The organism is Arthrobacter sp. ATA002 (genome assembly GCF_026898095.1).
Lineage (GTDB): Bacteria > Actinomycetota > Actinomycetes > Actinomycetales > Micrococcaceae > Arthrobacter_B.
In genome coordinates this window covers 3,020,294-3,037,760 of the sequence record NZ_CP114015.1, presented here as the reverse complement: position 1 = coordinate 3,037,760, position 17,467 = coordinate 3,020,294, and the positions used below count along the sequence as shown (strand labels likewise).

14 protein-coding genes are annotated in these 17,467 nt (G+C 62.8%); 9 read left to right on the top strand and 5 right to left on the bottom strand.

Annotation, left to right across the window (positions count from 1 at the left end):
• Positions 1-5 precede the first annotated feature (5 nt).
• From OL239_RS14975 to OL239_RS14955, 5 genes are all read left to right on the top strand, one after another.
• Positions 6-1,586 (top strand): YncE family protein, encoded by a 1,581-nt coding sequence (locus tag OL239_RS14975; RefSeq protein ID WP_268909578.1) that lies wholly within the window; start codon positions 6-8, stop codon positions 1,584-1,586.
• A complete protein-coding gene (locus tag OL239_RS14970) occupies positions 1,562-3,889 on the top strand; it encodes a PKD domain-containing protein (protein WP_268909576.1) in 2,328 nt (775 codons plus the stop codon). Before OL239_RS14975 ends, OL239_RS14970 begins: the two co-directional genes overlap by 25 nt.
• Positions 3,886-4,209: a hypothetical protein gene (locus OL239_RS14965; protein ID WP_268909575.1), complete on the top strand. Its 324-nt coding sequence runs from the start codon at positions 3,886-3,888 to the stop codon at positions 4,207-4,209. Before OL239_RS14970 ends, OL239_RS14965 begins: the two co-directional genes overlap by 4 nt.
• A gap of 409 nt (positions 4,210-4,618) precedes the next feature.
• Positions 4,619-5,116, top strand: a complete 498-nt coding sequence (locus tag OL239_RS14960) for a hypothetical protein (protein WP_268909574.1) — start codon at positions 4,619-4,621, stop codon at positions 5,114-5,116.
• Positions 5,117-5,529: 413 nt separating this feature from the next.
• Complete coding sequence (locus OL239_RS14955; RefSeq protein ID WP_268909573.1) at positions 5,530-7,695, top strand: PKD domain-containing protein; 2,166 nt, start codon at positions 5,530-5,532, stop codon at positions 7,693-7,695.
• Positions 7,696-7,850: 155 nt separating this feature from the next.
• Here OL239_RS14955 and OL239_RS14950 read toward each other — a convergent pair whose 3' ends face one another.
• The 5 genes from OL239_RS14950 to OL239_RS14930 form a co-directional block, all read right to left on the bottom strand.
• Positions 7,851-8,801 (bottom strand): right-handed parallel beta-helix repeat-containing protein, encoded by a 951-nt coding sequence (locus OL239_RS14950; RefSeq protein ID WP_268909571.1) that lies wholly within the window; start codon positions 8,799-8,801, stop codon positions 7,851-7,853.
• Between the two features lie 303 nt (positions 8,802-9,104).
• Positions 9,105-10,103 (bottom strand): glycosyltransferase family 2 protein, encoded by a 999-nt coding sequence (locus OL239_RS14945; RefSeq protein ID WP_268909570.1) that lies wholly within the window; start codon positions 10,101-10,103, stop codon positions 9,105-9,107.
• Between the two features lie 17 nt (positions 10,104-10,120).
• A complete protein-coding gene (locus tag OL239_RS14940) occupies positions 10,121-10,951 on the bottom strand; it encodes an oligosaccharide flippase family protein (RefSeq protein ID WP_268909569.1) in 831 nt (276 codons plus the stop codon).
• Complete coding sequence (locus OL239_RS14935) at positions 10,855-11,610, bottom strand: oligosaccharide flippase family protein (RefSeq protein WP_268909568.1); 756 nt, start codon at positions 11,608-11,610, stop codon at positions 10,855-10,857. Before OL239_RS14935 ends, OL239_RS14940 begins: the two co-directional genes overlap by 97 nt.
• The gene (locus OL239_RS14930) at positions 11,607-12,773 is read right to left on the bottom strand and encodes a glycosyltransferase (protein WP_268909567.1); all 1,167 of its coding nucleotides are present in this window, start codon (positions 12,771-12,773) and stop codon (positions 11,607-11,609) included. Before OL239_RS14930 ends, OL239_RS14935 begins: the two co-directional genes overlap by 4 nt.
• A 333-nt stretch (positions 12,774-13,106) precedes the next feature.
• On the opposite strand from OL239_RS14930, the gene OL239_RS14925 reads away from it, so the two are divergent.
• From OL239_RS14925 to OL239_RS14910, 4 genes are all read left to right on the top strand, one after another.
• Positions 13,107-14,573 carry a polysaccharide biosynthesis tyrosine autokinase gene (locus OL239_RS14925; RefSeq protein WP_268909566.1) on the top strand — a complete coding sequence of 489 codons (1,467 nt, stop codon included), beginning with the start codon at positions 13,107-13,109 and terminating at the stop codon, positions 14,571-14,573.
• On the top strand, positions 14,570-15,928 hold the full coding sequence (locus OL239_RS14920) for an O-antigen ligase family protein (RefSeq protein ID WP_268909564.1): 1,359 nt from the start codon (positions 14,570-14,572) through the stop codon (positions 15,926-15,928). The genes OL239_RS14925 and OL239_RS14920 overlap by 4 nt, the downstream gene beginning before the upstream one ends.
• Before the next feature lie 115 nt (positions 15,929-16,043).
• Positions 16,044-16,613: a glycerophosphodiester phosphodiesterase gene (locus OL239_RS14915; protein ID WP_268909563.1), complete on the top strand. Its 570-nt coding sequence runs from the start codon at positions 16,044-16,046 to the stop codon at positions 16,611-16,613.
• Positions 16,610-17,401 carry a hypothetical protein gene (locus OL239_RS14910; protein ID WP_268909562.1) on the top strand — a complete coding sequence of 264 codons (792 nt, stop codon included), beginning with the start codon at positions 16,610-16,612 and terminating at the stop codon, positions 17,399-17,401. Before OL239_RS14915 ends, OL239_RS14910 begins: the two co-directional genes overlap by 4 nt.
• Positions 17,402-17,467 lie beyond the last annotated feature (66 nt).

The window sequence follows — 17,467 nt, the reverse complement described above, 5'->3', positions numbered from 1 at the left end:
AAACAATGAGCACTCATCATCGGCAGGCCCGCTTCGCTGCGCGTTCCTTCCGGAAAACAATTGTTGGCGTTCTTGCCGGGGTTCTAGCCGCTTCCATGATGATGGCGGGGGTATCCTCAGCCTCGGCAGACTCGGCGCCCGTGAACCCCGCGGACCCCAAAACCCCGGTCACGGTTACGGCCGATGCACTCCCGACGGTTCAAATAGACGGTGTCGTCTGGCAGCAGATAGTTGTCGGCGACACGGTGTACGCAGCCGGAAGCTTCACTACCGCCCGCCCGGCCGGCTCCCCCGCAGGAGTCAACACGGTTACGCGCAACAACGTGCTGGCCTACGACATTCGGACCGGAGAACTCATCGATTCGTTTGCGCCTGACCTCAATGGCGAGGCGGTAGCGATTGCGTCTTCTCCGGACGGTTCCCGTATTTATGTGGGCGGAAGTTTTACCTCGGTGAACGGGGCGAAAGTATGGCGGGTAGCGGCGTTGGACGCCGCAACAGGTGCACTTATCCCGAGCTTCGCCCCCAAGATGGACGCGTCTGTACGGGCTATCGTAACCGTGGGCGATCGAGTCTATTTGGGTGGCGTGTTCAGCTCTGTGGGCACGGTTTCCCGCAGTAAGCTGGCAGCCTTTGATGCCGCAGACGCGACGCTGCTGGAATGGAACCCTGTAGCCAACACCGGGCGCGTCAACGCCCTTTCACTGTCTCCCGACGGAACCAAGATGGTGGTTGGCGGAACATTCACCACCCTGAACGGCTCCAGCAGGCCTGGGTTCGGACTAGGCGCCGTGGATACGGTCGCCGGAGCAAGCCTGCCGTTCCCTATCAATGACGTTGTTCGTAACGGTAGCAACCATGGATCCATCACTAGCCTCACCTCGGACGGAACGTTTGTCTACGGGTCCGGCTACACGTTCGGACGCACCAGCACTCTTGAGGGGGTGTTCTCCGTCCGCTGGTCAGACTTCTCCACGAACTGGATACAAGACTGCCATGGAGACACATATTCAGTTTATGCCGCGGAACAAGTTGTCTATACAGCCGGACATGCCCATTACTGCGGGAACATAGGCGGCTTTCCCCAGGAAAACCCCTGGACCTTCAACCGTGCGCTGGCCTTCAGCAAGCAGGCTACCCAGACCGTCACGGCCGATCCCCACGGTTACACCAGCTATACGGGCACTCCGGCACCCTCCCTGCTGACCTGGTTCCCCTCCATCATCGACGGCACCTATACAGGTCAGAGCCAGGGAGCGTGGTCCGTTGCCGGGAACTCCGAATACGTGGTGATGGGCGGAGAGTTTCCCGTAGTCAACGGGCGGGAACAGCAGGGCCTGGTGCGCTTCGCTGCCCGGGACAAAGCTCCGAACCTGCGCGGACCCAGGGTCACCGGAGCCAATTTCAACCCCACCCTGGTCTCACCGGCCGCGGGGATTGTCCGCGTCCGCTGGCAGGCCAACTGGGATCAGGACAACAAGAACCTCACGTATTCGGTGCTGCGGGATGCAGCAACCATCCACACCACTTCCCAGGAATCGACTTTTGGGAACGCCCCTCAATGGCGTACCTCGACACCGGGCTGACCCCGGGCAAATCCTACCGCTACCGAATCACCGCCACCGATCCCACAGGGAACATCGTCAAATCGGACTACGTCAACATTACTGCCGCGGCGACCACACCCGCCGCGCCCACCTACGAGAAGGTTGTCAGCGCGGACGAACCAAGCAATTATTGGCGGCTCGGCGAAGCATCGGGCGCTCGAACCGGTTTCGACCAGGCCGGCATAGGTGACTTGGCTTCGGGGACCGGCGCCGTGTTCGGTGCCGGCGGGGCGCTGTTGAATGACTCCAATACCGCTGCCACACTCTCCGGCACAACGGCGGGGATCCTGACCAACCCCACCAGGGCCAAGCGGCCCAACACCTTCACCACTGAAGCCTGGATCAAAACCACCAGTACTACCGGAGGGAAGATTATCGGGTTTGGAAATATGCCCAATACGTTGTCCAGCAACGCGGACCGGCACGTGTACATGGACAACACAGGCAAGCTCTGGTTTGGGGCGAGTCCCAACGGCGTCAAAACAACAGTGAACAGCAGCACTGCATACAACGACGGGCAGTGGCACCACGTTGTGGCCACACTCGGCTCCGCCGGGATGCATTTGTACGTCGACGGGGCACTTGCCGCTTCCCGGCCGGATGTCACCTCCGCAGAGTCCTACGACGGTTTCTGGCGAATTGGCGGTGACACACTCCAGGGCTGGCCCAGTCGTCCCACCAACCGTTACTTCACCGGGAGCATCGATGAAGTGGCGTTGTATCCCACCCAGCTGACAGCGGCTTCCGTGGCCAGCCACTACAACGCGGGTAAAGGCACCCCGGCACCGAACATCCCGCCGCAGGCGAATTTCACACCGGTGGTGAACGGGCTGGAGGTGTCGGTGGATGCCGCGGCATCGTCTGATGCTGACGGCACACTGACAAGCTACGCCTGGGACTTCGGGGACAACACCGCGGGCAGCGGCGGAACGGCCGTGCACACCTATGCGGCTGCGGGAACATACCCGATTACCCTTACCGTGACGGACAACAGGGGCGCCACTGCTACCCGGAGGACGGAAGTCACCGTCACGGCACCGGCCGCCGATCCGTTTGTAGTCAATGACACCTTAGGCCGCACCCAGAGCGGCGGGCTCGGAACCGCTGAAGCGGGCGGTGCCTGGACACTCAGCGGCGGAGCATCGGCTTTTTCCGTCAGCGACGGCCGCGCCAACGTGGCAATGCCCCGGCCCGGCTGGGGAGCCTCGGCTTATCTGATGGCTCAACTGTCGGACCAGACCGATGCGGTGGTGGATGTGTCACTCGACAAGGCAGCGGACGGCGGAGGCGTTTTTGCCGCCCTGATAGGCCGGGCAGTTCCGGACGGGGGAGACTACCGGGTCAAGGCGAAGTCGGCTGCGGGCGCCAACGTGATCCTGACCCTTACCCGGACTGTTTCGGGCACGGAAACTGTTCTGGCAACCCGGACCCTGACGGGTGTTCGGCAGGCTGCGGACGAGACACTGAAGTTGCGTATCAGCGTGACGGGCTCCAACCCGACCATACTTTCGGGGAAGGCCTGGAAAGCCGGTACCGCCGAGCCGGACTGGCAGGTGCAGGCAAGCGACGCCTCCGCTGCCCTGCAGCGGACCGGCGGGGTGGGAGTCCAGAGCTACCTCGCATCATCTGCCACGAACGCTCCGGTCACCATGCGCTTCGATAACCTCGCGGCAGGTGCTCCCGGAGCCGAACCGGCCAATTTGCCACCCGTTGCTGCCTTCAGCACCCAGGTTTCTGGGCTGACGGTGGGCTTCGACGGATCAGGCTCTACAGACGCTGATGGAACCGTAACAGCGTACCGGTGGGAGTTCGGGGACGGTACCACAGGCACCGGAGCGAGCGTGTCCCATATGTACGAGGCGGCCGGCTCGTATCCGATTGCTCTGGTGGTTACTGATGACGACGGCGCCACGCACCGATCCGCTTCCTCGGTCACCGTTGCCGCGGCGCCGATAAATGGCATCCTGGGGAGCGACAGTTTCAACCGGAGCGTCACGGGCGGCCTGGGGACGGCTGATTCCGGCGGTGTCTGGACGCTGAACGGAGCCGCAGCGAATTTTTCCGTGGCGGAGGGAACGGCCAGGATGCAGATGCCGCGGGCCGGGACGGGGGCCGGCGCCTTCCTCCCGTTAGTGCTTTCGAAACATGCACAGACCTCCGTTGTGGCTTCTCTTGACAAGCTTCCCACGGGGGAGGGGGTCAGCTTGCCCTGCTTGGCCGGAGGATCGACGGACAGAATGACTACCGGGCCACGGCAAAGGTTTCGGCCACCGGCTGGGTGACCCTGGATGTGTCGAGGGTGCTCGCCGGTGCAACCACGAATCTTGGAAGCCAGCCCATCAGCGGACTGAAGCTTGCTGCCGGTGAGAGGCTCCGCCTGAAAATCCTCGTGACCAGCAACAGCGCCACCACCACTGACCTCCAGGCGAAGGTGTGGAAGGATGGCTCGCCGGAGCCGGTAGCCTGGCAAATATCCGCCACTGATACTGCGGTTGGTTTGCAGGCGGCGGGTGCCTCCGGTCTTAGCGCGTATACCTCGGGATCGGCAACCAATGCGCCGGTGACTGCATCGTTCCGCGAGTTCGAGGTGTGGGTACCGTGACGATGGCGGCAGCCCTGCAGGCGGTCCGGGCACGTTTGCGTCCCGCTGTGCGGGGCATGAGGCGGGCCGGGCGGCATTTGAGGGCCACTACCGAGACACCGCTTCTGGCCTTGCGGAACAGGTTCTCCTCGGCCCCGTCGTGGGCGATCAGCAGGCAATCGTGTCGCTGACGTCCTACGGGAACAGGCTCGCAACTGTCCATCTCGCCGTTGAATCCATTGGCAGGGGTTCGGTCCGTCCCCGCCGCGTGATTCTGTGGGTAGAGGATCCGGAGGTGGTGGCGGCTCCGCCGGCGGAGTTGTCCCGGTTGCAGGAACGCGGCCTGGAGCTGCGTTTGACGAATGGCTACGGACCCCACACCAAGTACTATCCGTATGCCTCATCTCAGGGACCGCATGTGGATCCACTGGTGACCGCCGACGACGACATCATCTATCCGCGCAACTGGCTTAAGGCGCTGCTGGTTTCCTATGCCGGGAACCCGCACGCGGTGACCTGTCACTGGGCGAACCGGATCACGGTGCAGGACGGCAGAATTGGGGACTATTCCAGCTGGAAGCCGATCCACACGACTGAACCCCGGAGCGACCACCTCGCCTTGGGCGTGTCCGGAGTCCTGTACCCTCCGCAGATGTTGACCCGCCTGGCGGAGGAAGGCACGGCTTTTATTGAGAAAAGCCCCACCGCGGACGACATTTGGCTTCATTGGGTTGCGCTGCAGAACCGTGTTCCCATTCGTCAGGTTGCCTCGGTTCCACGGCATTTTCCGCTTGTTCCAGGAAGCCAGTCCAGCAGCCTGCTGTCATCGAACGTTCTTCTCGGCCGCAACAACGAATGGGTTAGCCGTCTCTACAGTCGGGAGGATGTGAGGGTGATGGAAGGAGCGTCGAAAGAGAGGGCAACGTAGGAAGGCAAGGTGCCAGTCCCTGGGGGGCAAGACAGGAGATAAGAACTGCGGAAGATATGAACTAAATGCCAAGAGCAGTCAACGGCATTAATTTGGCAGCAACACCCCGGGGGCCACACGGCCGCCGTCCGCTTTATTGGGTTAGGTGCGCCCGACGGGCACCCACGAGGGATGGACACCACGATGAGAAGGAATAGGAACCCGCACCATTCATTCGACCACATGTACCGGCTGGTCAACGCCGGCCGGCCGCTGAGGCGCACCGCAGAAAGCAGGCGAAGGGCAGTCGGTCTGCTGGTAGCCTCTGCACTGGCCATAACTTCCCTGTCCATGACGGCAGGAGGAGCCGTCGCGGACACTGCTCCAACGGTTCCATCCAACCCGGCCACACCTCTGACAGTATCGTCTGACCCTTGCCCACGGCGCAGTTGGACGGGGTTGCCTGGCAGCAGACAGTGGTGGGGGATACGGTCTATGTAGCTGGAAAATTCAGCCAAGCCCGTCCGGCCGGGGCTTCTCCCGGGAGCAGGACAGTTCCCCGAAATAATCTGCTTGCGTACCGGCTCTCCACCGGCGAACTGCTCAGTTCCTTTGCTCCGAGCCTGAACGGCCAGGCACTGAGTATCGCCGCGTCCCCGGACGGATCGCGGATCTACGTCGGCGGCGAATTCACTACAGTCAATGGCATTTCGCGGTCACGGGTCGCTGCGCTCAATGCTGCAGACGGGTCCGTAATTTCCACCTTTAATCCTCGAGTGGGTGGAACCGTCCGCGCTCTGGCGGTGTCAGCTGACACCGTATACCTGGGGGGACTTTTCAGCAGCGTAGGTTCCGCCTCCCGGTCCCGGCTGGCAGCCTTCCGTGCTTCGGACGGAGCGCTGCTCCCGTGGAGCCCCACGACCGATAACCGCGTGAATGCGCTGGTCCTGTCGCCGGATTTCCGGCAGGTTGTTGTTGGGGGCGCCTTTACGACGCTCAACGGGTCTTCCCGTCCCGGGTACGGCCTCGGGCGGGTGGATGCAGTGACCGGTGCCTCGTTGTCTCTGGGCGTCAACAATACGGTCCGTAACGCGGGAAGGGACTCGGCGATTCTCTCGCTCTCTTCCGACGGGACGAGTTTCTACGGCACCGGCTACATCTATGGCGGCGGCGGGAACCTGGAGGGTTCTTTTTCCGGAAACTGGTCTGACGGCAATCTGAGGTGGGTTGAGGATTGCCATGGAGACAGCTACGGGGTCTGGGCCTCGCCAACTGCAGTTTATCTGGCAGGGCACCCCCACTACTGCGGGAATATCGGCGGTTTTCCTGAAACCCAGCCCCGGAGCTGGCACCGTGCAGTGGCCTTCAGCAAGGCTGCCACCGGCGTGATGACAAAGGACATCCACGGTTATCCCTCTTTCACAGGCGTAGCCTCGCCGAGCCTGCTCAATTGGTTCCCCGACATGGATACCGGTACGGCCAGCGGCCAGAGCCAGGGCCCCTGGGCAGTCTCCGGGAATGCCGAGTATGTAGCAATGGCCGGTGAATTCCGCAATGTTAGCGGCAAACCGCAGCAGGGCCTGGTTCGGTTCGCGGTCAGGGAGCTGGCACCTAACACAGACGGTCCGAGAGTCACGGGAGCCAACGCGAACCCGGCCCTGAACTACCAGTCACCGGGAACCGTCAGGGTTTCCTGGCGTGCCAACTGGGACCGCGACAACGAAGTTCTGAGCTATCAGCTGTTCCGGGACGGCGCTGCCACTCCCGTATACACTGAAACCAAGAGTTCCAGGTTCTATGACCGGCCTACACTCGAGTTCACCGATACGGGGCTTGCCGCCGGGCCCCACACATATCGGCTGTTCGTCAGTGATCCGCTGGGCAACGTTGCCAGAAGCGACGTGGTGAGGGTAGACGTTCTTTCCGGAGCTCCTCTGCCGGAGCCGGAACCCGTGCCCGACAGCTTTTCGGATGATTTCGACAGGACTGGATCAGGAAAATGGGGTACCGCCGGCGTCGGCGGTAATTGGAGCCACAGCGGCTCGGCAACACTATGGTCTGTGGACGGCGCGGGAAACATGACCCTGAACCGCGGCGGGCTCGGCTTGACAGCCCAGCTCCCGGCGGCCAGCCGCCGGGATACTTCGCTTCGGGTGGATGCGGCCCTGGACAAGGTGGCGAACGGCAGCGGGGTCTATCTCACAGCCGCTGCGCGTAAGACAGCGCAGGGCGAATATCAGGGCGTGGTGAAAATATCTGCTGCCGGCAGAGTGACAGTAGATCTTGTGCGGGTGGTGGGAGGAACCTCCACCAAGCTCGCGACCAGGAACGTAACCAATCTCGTGTATCGGGCGGACAGCCAGTTGGCCGTGCGGTTCGAGGCCACCGGAAGCGGCACGTCGGATCTTCGCATCAAGGTGTGGCCTGCAGGCTCACCGGAGCCGGCGGCCTGGAACGCCGCCGTCACTGATGCCGCACCTGAACTGCAGCAACCGGGTTGGATCGCCCTGACGGGCTACCTTTCGGGCAGTACAACGAACCTTCCGGTGAAGGTCAGCTTCGATAACCTGAGCGTGGGTGATGGCAGGACCAACGATTGACAAAAGACCGGGACCTGACCTCAAGCCTTAGCTGTAATTCCCACTTAGCTCTACGGTCCCGGCGGGTCCCGGGACTCTTGCAGCATGGCCCAGGCTTCTGCCCAGGTTGTTGCCGTAACAACCACAGTTACGGCAACAGCCTGGGCGATCAATTCCTACTTGTTGTATTGAATGCCGGAGGGAACGGTCTGGCTCAACAGGGCCCCCGTATCAGCCCACTTATTGGTATTCAGCCCGGTAACCGTGCTGGCGCTCCTATTGATGATGCGGATGGGGTAGGTGCTTTTAGCGTTGAATTTGTACTGGTTCCGCCCCAAAAGGTTCTCCCGGACGGTCACGGTGATGTTTGAATATTTCCCGTTATCGATGTTGATGCTCGTGGTGCCGTTATCGACCCAGTTCCGTTCCACCACAACGTTTGCAAGCTTTGAAACGTTCTGCTGAAGCATGATCCCCAGCCCTGCGTGCGGTCCGTACGGGCCTGGCCGGCTTCCCGATCCCACTACCGCATTGGCGACAATGGTGTTGCCGGCAATGCGGATGTTCTGGCCGCCTTGGACCTGAATTCCGTCATTATGGGTGCCGTCGCTGTGCGCTGACGAGTAGTCGAAGTATGTCAGGGAGTGGATGTAGTTCGCTTCGGCTGTCACGTTCGCGGCCACGCTGCCGCCGGGACGGTTGAAGATTCCCATTCCATCCGTGGTGCCCGAAATGTTGTTCCGCCGAGCAGCGAGATCGTGCCCCTTGATGCCGTCTCGGTTGTAGTGCGGGCGGTCCGGGCGGATGGTGGAGTCCTCGATGCGCAGATTGACCACTTGGGAGCCGGTGGCATCCACAACGGCTGTTGGGTTGGCCGGAGCTCCGCTTCCGCCGCGCAGTAGGCTGTTGCGGATGACCACGTTTTTTGCCCTGACCTTGATGTCGCCGTAAATCTCAAGGTTCTCAAGAACAGTGTTGTCCCTGGTGATCACCAGATCAGTCCCGGACTGGTTGTACTTGGCGAGCTTGGTGCCGGCGATCACCCCGGTAGTGGCCGCAGCGGGCTTGTAGCTGCCGGGAACCTGCGCCGTCCGGTTGGCGAGAGTGTTCGTGGCGGCCAACGCCATGGCAGACTGCTCGGCGGTATGCAGCGGCGGGCCGGTCACAGTGAATCCGGTGAGGGCTAAGGAAACGGCGGCCGCGGCCGAACAAACTACTCCTCGAAGACGGCACCGGCGGGGGGTGGGCGATGCAAAATGGTTGAAAAAATTCATATCTGCCTTTGTGAGTGGATTGATCATTAGCTGCGAACACCCAAAGAACGGCAGACCGGTGTTTGCAAAACCCCCATCATTGTGCGGTGCAGGCGGTTAATTGTGGCTGCTCCACACAATGGGGGCGAGTATACCGAATTGTGGTCATCTGTCCAATTAGGCTCTGAAGACGTGCCGGTGGCCGGAGCGCTTGTATTCGCTGAACACATAGCCGACGGCGCCGGTGAGTATTCCTGCTCCGCGGGCAGCCGTCCGCAATCCTTTCGCCTTTAACCGCAGGGACCCGGTGACGATGCCCGTCAAGGCCTGGGCGGCGCCGCCCCCCAACCGGGCTGCTCCGGGCGCCACTAATTGAAGTCGAGCCAAAAACTTAGGTCCACGACCGGACATCATGGTCAAGCGCACCCGGGAATGGCAGTTGCCGCTGCGGAAGGCGCGGCGCAGCACCCAGGCGCGAGTCAGTCTGGATTCCGGGACCCGGTCCACCACCACGGCTTCATCGCACCAGAGCATCACTGCCCCCGCCTGCACCAGCTGGCGCGTGAACAAGGTGTCCGATCCTCCGCTCAGCCCGAAACGCTCGTCGAACTCCAGCCCCAGGTCCCTGATCTGTCCCAGATCCAGGAGCAGGTTATTGGTGGCGGCAACGGTGATCCGTGACCCTGTCTCCAGGCGCCGACGCTTGAAGAATTCACCGGCCGCTATCCAGGGGTCCGGGGCGACTGCGTATTCGGACAGCACCGGGCCCACCACGGCAGCTGCTCCCGTGCGCTTCTGCAGCTCTGCGAGCTGCTGCAGCCAATGCTCGGAGGGCACTTCGTCGTCGTCAATAAACGCCAGTAGTCGGGAGCTGGTGCCTGCGTCTTTCAACGCCCTGTTGCGGGCTGCCGCAATCCCCGGCCGTGGTTCGTGGACGTAGATGAGCGCCGGGTCTTTCCGGCCCTCCACCACGTCCCGTGCGCCGGCGTCGGGATCATTGTCGATGACCAGGACCTGGGCGGGGATCGGTGCCGTGCGCGCCTGATGGAGAAGCCGCGGCAGGGCTACGGCCAGGTCCGCGGTCCGCTTGTAGGTGAGGACGGCAATGACGAGCGGAGCATGAGCGGCGGCCCGGCTGCCGGCGGAGGATTCTGGGCGAGGGGAAGCGGAAATCATGTAGGGCTCCAGGGGCTTTAGGCGGGAGTGCTCCGACGGGCAAGTCGGCGCAGCTGACCCAAAAATGAGTGAAGGGCCGTTCGGTGGAAGAGGAACAGCACCAGTGCTGTCACCAGCAGGAAGAGGACCAGCCCGAGTGCCAGTTCGAGGACGGTCCCGGGAAGTGCCTGCCCCAGGAGGAGGCAGGCTCCACTGGCCCAGACGCTCGCGTGAATCGGCGGCCACAGGATCCGCAGTTGTTCGGCGACGGTCAGGCCGCACAGACGGGACTGCAGCACCATTAGAACGGGAGTGAGCGCAAAACCGGCCACCGCGTATCCCACCGCCACTCCAAGCAGCCCAAACTGCAGGCCTATGAGGATTCCTCCCACCTGGGCGGCAGTGGCGACCAGCTCATACTTGAGGTTCAGCCCTGCCCGTCCCATGCCCTTCATGAGGGTGGGCGTTATGTAGAAGATCGTCTCCCGCGCCCCGCCAACGGCCAGGACGCTCATCAGCGGTGCGGCGGCGCGCCAGTCATCCCCGAGCACCAACTGGACCAGGGCCGGTGCGGCGCACGCCACGTAGGCCATGAGGGGAATGACGCATAGCCCAAGCAGGGACATGGATGCTTTCAGTTTCGAGGCAACCTGCTCCTTATCCGAGGCAATCCGGGAGAAGGTGGGGAACATGACCCGGTTGACCGTCTGACCGATCAACTGGACCGGCACTACCAGCACCCGGTACGCCATTCCGTACAGGGACAGCGATGCTACTCCCAGGAACCGTCCCACCAGGATGTTGTCGATATTCCGGGAAAAGTACGCCAGCCCGTTGGTGGCAAAAACCCCCAGGCTGAAGGCAAGCAACGGCTTGACGGCGCCCAGGTGCAGATTGGCACCGGCCCGCGGGTACAGCCCAGGAGCACGACGGCGGTCACCAGATCCGTAAGAATCGCCTGATAGAGAATCGCGAAGTATCCGGCCCCCATCAGAGCGGCAGTAATCCCCGCAGCGGCTCCGACGACGGCGGCGCTGATGTCGGCGGCGGCGATCCCGCGGAACCGAAGATTACGGGCCAGAAGCGCTCGCGGAGTGATGCTCAGTGCTTTGAGAGGCAGCGCAACGGCCAGAATCTGCAGGACCAGGACTAGTTCCGCCACGTTGAAGAAAGCCGCCATCAGCGGTGCGGTCACCCAGGTGAGGACCGCGATCACTACAGCGAGCAGGAGATTCAGCGTAAACGTGGCTCCGGCTGTTTTCCGGGACAGATCGGGCCGCTGGATGAGTGCCGAGGAAAGGCCCTGATCCAGCAGCAGGGCCACAAACAGGATGAAGATGCTGGCGACGCTGACAATGCCGTAGCTATCCGGACCGAGGATTCGGGCCAGAACAACGGCGCAGAGCATCTGGAACCCCTGTTTGGCGAGCACCGCCAGCAGGCTCCAGCGGACGCCGCTGGCCGAGCGCGAGCCGCTGTTGCCGCTATCACTGGTTTCACTGCTCTGAACGCTGCCGGTACTGCTCATAGTGCAGGTCCGCGGGCGCACGGTCGTCCAGCGGAGACAACCGCGGCGTCCAGCTGCTTGGCCACAGCATTCACGTAGGTTTTGCTGCTGTGCCGGACGGCTGCCGTGACGGCGTCCGTCAACGCCGAGTCCCGGTACTGTTCCCAGTTCTCACGGATCCGCCGCACCGCACGGGCCACTTCCTGCGCATGGCCCGGCTCCACGAAAACAACGGACCCGTATCCGCCCGCTGCCTCCCGGAGGCCGGAGGTATTACTCACTACAGCGGGGCGTGCAGCAAGCATGGCCTCCACTGCCGTATTGCCGAAGGGCTCGTCCCGCTGCGACGGGATCAGGGCAATGTCCGCGTTCGCAAGGAAGGGCCAGACGTCGGTCTGGAAGCCGTGAAAGGTGACTGAATCGGACGCCCCGGACTCTGAGACAGTGTTCCGGAGCCGGGCTTCGAAGGCTTCATAGCCCGGGTACACCGCACCAACAACGTCAAGCGATACCGGGACGCCTTGGGCGTGAAGCAGCAGCACTGCGTGGACGGCCACATCAACCCCTTTGCGCTCCGAGAGTCGTCCGACGTACACCAGGCGGATGGTGCCCTGGAGCTTGACCCGGGGCTCGACGTCGTGCGCGGGCCCCGCCACCCCGTTGTAAACCACGCTCTGCCGCCCCTTCAAAGGGCGGAAGCTGCGTTCCTGCACACCGGCCGCGTAGTAGCTGTTAGCCACTACGGCCGTTGCCGCAGCCAGCGGCAAGGCAAGGCCAAGGCGGAAGATGGCAGGGGCGCTTCCTTCGGCCTCGTGAACGTGGACAAGCACCGGCAGTCGCTTCAGCCGTCCCACGAGATTCCACAAGGGAATGGTTTGGGTGCTGACATAGAGGATGTCCGGGCGCAGGCGGTTGAGCAATGACCATGCCTGAAGGACACCGCGGGCGGAGTCCCGTCCCAGGACCAGCACTCCGCGAGGTGAAAGCAGGCTTTTTCTCAGCACGGGGGTGCGGCAGAGTTCAACGGACACGCCGACCCGTCGGAGTGCGGCACCGAGCGGGCCGGCCTGCGGCAGCGTTGCGGTCACGGAGTGGCCGGAGGCGGACAAACCGGCTGCGCTCTCCAGAAACATCTTGTCGCTGCCATAGAGCTCGGCGCTTGGATGGGCCATCAGAATTGACATTTTTTGCACGGCGCTCGAATCCCCTCATGATTCGCAAGCGGCATAACCGCAGCCGGACGCTGCATGGCAGACGAACAGCACTGTGGTTGAGACCGAAAATCAGACTTCGCGAGGCAGACTAGGTGCCCGCTTCCGGCCCGTCCACAGTGGTTTGAAGATCCAGTACTAATCAGGTAGCCGCCCCAAAAGAGCAGTATTGCCCACCCCCAACTAGGTAGGGGATGCGTGATAGGTATTGCGGTGAGCAGGGAGGGGAAGACGCTGGAACCCGGCTCACAGTCCTGCGGAGAGCCCGTCAAGGGCTTCCTTACTGTTTGGAGATTGGTCTCAGTTATGAAACTTTCCGATTACGCACATGCCTTGGTGCGCGGCTGGTGGGTCGTGCTCCTCTGCTTTTTGCTCGGGGTGGCAGGCGCGCTGGGCGTCACCGCTCTTATTCAGCCCCTGTATCAGAGCACCGTCACCTTTTATGTGGTGGCACCGTCAACGGAACGCCAGAGTGCCCTGCAGTCTGACGAGCTCGTCCGCGGTCGGATCACCGCGTACGCGGCGCTGCTCACCAGCGAACAGTTCGTGGACCGGGTGGTCAGCGCGAGCAGCATCCCGCTCTCATCCGCCGTGGTGAAGAACAGCATCTCGGCATTTGGCGATCCGGAGACGCTGACGCTCACGGTGAACGTCAAAGATCCGGAGCGGGAAACAACGCAGGAAATCGCCAACCAGATCGCCGGCACTTTCGGCAAGATGGTCAATGACATGGAAAACGGAACCGCCGCTGAGACTGTGCTCAACGTGGTCTCCGGCCCTTCCGTCTCGGAGCAGCCTGTACGCCCGCGGCCTAAGGTGAATCTGGCCATCGGCGCCTTGCTCGGCCTTTCCGCAGGGGTCCTGGCAGTGATCTCCCGGGTGCGCGGAGACAAGAAGGTCCGCAGCGAAGCGGACCTCGAAGACGAAACGTCGCTACCAATCCTGGCCTCCATCCCGGTCAGTTCCAAGGCCGCCGTAAACGGGAGGACCGAACGGCTCAACGGGCCTTATCTGGAGGCGCTGCGCCGTCTGCGCACCAGTCTTCTGTTCTATCCCGGAGCAGCTCCCGCACAGGTGTTTGCCGTGACATCGGCCGCGGCAGGGGAAGGGAAGAGCGCAACGGCCTTCCACCTTGCGCAGGCCTTCGCGGAAGCCAACGGGCGTGTTCTGCTCGTGGAAGCAGATCTGCGGGCACCCTCGCTGGCCTCTGCTCTTGGACAGACGGCTGGCCCCGGCCTGGGGGAGGTGTTGAGGGGAGAGGTAAGGGTCGCAGACGCGATCAGACATATGAACAACTTGGACGCTCTGGTGGCGGGGCTGAAAGTTCCGAATCCGACGGCGCTTCTCTCGGATGAACGCCTGCCAGAGCTGATGGTCCAGCTGCGGGGGATGTACGACGTCGTGGTGGTGGACGCCGGTGCGCTCATTCAGTGTATAGATGCCTCGCTCGTGTGCGCCGCCGCTGACGGCACGATCCTGGTGGCCGCTCACGGACGGACATCCCGCACCGACCTGGTGACGGCTCTCCGATCCCTGGGCGCGGTGCGTTCCCTGGTGCTCGGAACGGTCTACAACCTGGTTTCCGACGGGCGCTGGTGGCAGCGGCTGCCCATACCCCGTTCCCGGACGGGGAAGACTACCCCCGGGGCGGCAGCAAGGGCGCCAAAACCAAGGCAGCCCCTGCACATGCCGTCAAAAATCCGGAACAGCACGCTGATGCTACAGGTTAGCGGCGCTGAACCCGGTTTCTGGAGCAGGCGAAGCACGCCATGATGCAGCTTGTCTTGTGGCTTTTCGCCTGCACCGCTGCCGCCCTCCTGCTCCGCCGACGGCCCGCTGCCGCCGCTCTTTTGGTGCTGGGTATCTGGTTCACGGTGCCCGCCGCGGGCAGCTATCTGCTGACCGGACAGGACAGCGGATCGCTTTCCCTGCATGCCGCAACCTGGCTGATTTTCGCCCTCGTCGGAGTACAGCTGATAGTCGCACCTTCCGTCATGGCAGGCGCCGTGGCAGCACACATCTACGTTGTGGTGCTCCTCCTGACGGTGCTCGGATCCGCCGTACTCAGCACCATCTTCAGCAAAGTGGACGGCGGGACGGTCCTCCTGACCGACCAGATCGTTGCCCCGGCGCTGTTCTTCCTGTTCATCACGGGCAGTAGCGCGCTTGATCCACAGCTCGTGGTCCGCTTGCGCAATGGGCTCCTTGCACTCGGTGCCCTGGTCTGCGTTGTCGGCCTGGCCCAGTGGCTGACGGGTAGCGTGCTCTTCTACGAGGACGGCTTCGCCACGAGGTACTGGTTCAATCCCGAGGGCACCCGATGGATGGGCCTGCTTGATCAGCCGCTGGCTCTGTCGATGGCCGCCTGCGTCATAGCACCGCTGACCATTCGCCTCAGGTGGGCCTGGCTCCAGGTCCTCCTGCTAGTCCTGCTGGGGGCGGGCGTGCTCGTCAGCCAGTCCAGGGTAGGGGTGATTATCATGATCGCCGTGGTCCTGTTTGTGGTCCTGGCCAACCCCAAACCGGTCATGGTCCGGGTGGGTATGGCAGCGGTTATCGGTGCCCTCACAGCGTGGGCCCTTTCCAGCCCGCTGGCTGAAGGATTGCTGGAGCGACTGCAGGATGACAACGGGTCCGCAGAAGCACGAGGCTTTGCCATCAGCACCTTCCTGAGCGACTGGCCCCAGTTTCTTCTGACCGGGCACGGGGTGAACTCCAGCTATCAAATCGCGGAGGAGGCAGGGCTGGGGACAAGCCTGGAAAGTTCCTTCCTCATGTACGGGGTGGACCTGGGGATTTTCTTCAGCCTCCTCTACTTCGGGGCGCTGCTGATGCTCGTGCTGGTCAGCTTCCGCCGCACCTTTTCGAGCGGACTGGCCGTTGCCGGCCTGCTGGCCATAGTTATCCCGCAGACCTACAGCGCCCTGGCCACCCGGTCCGTGGCCGGAATCCTCCTGTGGACGGTCATTGCAATGGTTGCCTGTGAAAACCAGCGCCGGCGCGAAGGCACAGAATCCGTACGGGTACCGGCGTCAGAACGCCTGGCAGCCTGGGGCGTGGGTACTGTTCCCGCGGTGCCGGCACCGCAAAACAACCAACCGCTCTCAACGCAAGGGTCTTCCTCATGAGTGCTGGACAACCCGTCTTCAGTTCCACCAGTCCACCCGTTTCGCGCGCCCTGGAGTTGTCCCGCCGGAATATCCTGGTCCTTGCTGGTGCCGGTCTCAGCCTCGCCGCCACGGCGTGCAGCCCGGGGCTCGCCGGGCCCCGGAACAAGACACCGACGCGTCCGTCGAGGGGCTTCTGGCCAAGCCTACGTTTTACGTGGCCCACCGCGGCTCCCAGGACAACTGGCCCGAGCATACGGCGGAAGCCTACCGGCAGTCACTGGACGCCGGGTCGGACGCAATAGAGGTCTCCGTCCATGAAACAGCAGACGGCATTTTTGTTTGCCACCATGACGCGAGCACCCTTCGGATGACGGGCGTCGACAGGCTCATTCGAGAGAGTACGTATGACCAGTTGCTGGAGTTGTCCAACAATGCAAAGCCGTGGCTGGGGCAGGGCAGCCCGGTTCTGCCCATCCCCAAGCTCACGGATATCCTGGACCAGTATGCGGCGTCGAGTGTGGTCTTCCTGGAAGACAAAGCAAGCGGTGATCCCGCCAAACTGCTGGACATCATGGACCGATACCCTGACTCTACGGAGCACTTCGTCTGGAAGCAGTCGGGGACGTCCAACCGGCACCCCGCGGCGAGGAACGCGGCTACACGGCCTGGGGCTACTTCGTCCAGGATGAAATCGATCGGTTGACCAAACAGGAAGTGGCGGACTTTGATCTGATCGGGGTGCAGTGGCAGGCAACGGACCAGGACATCCGCCGTGCTGTCAGTTTCGGCAAACCGGTGGTCTGCTGGGAAATCCACACCCGCTCCGAACGGGACCGAGTGGTGAACCTCGGAGTTCAGGGCATCATGTGCGCGAATATTCCCTATGTCATGACGGACGCCCCGTCCGCAAAGGCGGACGCCTATGTCACCGGCCTGCGTGCTCCGGGAGACCTGCCCTATGCCCTGGCCTGGACGCATCAGCCGGTGATCCAGCAGTCAACGTCATCCGTACGGCTCGATCATCCCGTCAAGGCGAGCTACATCATGGGCTCCATGTGCCCCGTGGAGGGCGAGGCGGGCTACCGCATTCTCGTGGAGATGCGCTGGCCGGAGAAGCTCCCGCAGGAAACCGAGCACGCCGGTGTTGCCTTTGGCCAGAATGACGACTCTCCGTACCGGGTGCGGGAGCCGTCCAGGATTGGGGGCTATCACTTTGTCCAGCGGATGGACGGCGCCCTGGAACTGTTTGGGCGGCAGGCCGGGGAAGTGTCCGGCTACCCGTTGGGGGCGGTAGCCACTGTGGCACCGGTCGCCGGGATCTGGATGCAATACGAGGTGCGGGTGACGCCGTCGGCCATTTCCGTCTCCCGGCTGGACGGCAGGGGGAGGAGGACTGGACTGTTACCAGCGAGAGCACTACCTACCGGGGCGGTTACTTCTCGCTGTGCCGCAACTACGACGGCACCCCGGCGGTGGAGTTCAGATCTCTGAAGACGGAGGAAATCTCCAGCTAAGGCTCGGCTCAGGTGCAGCCCCGAAGCAGTCGTGGGATGATTA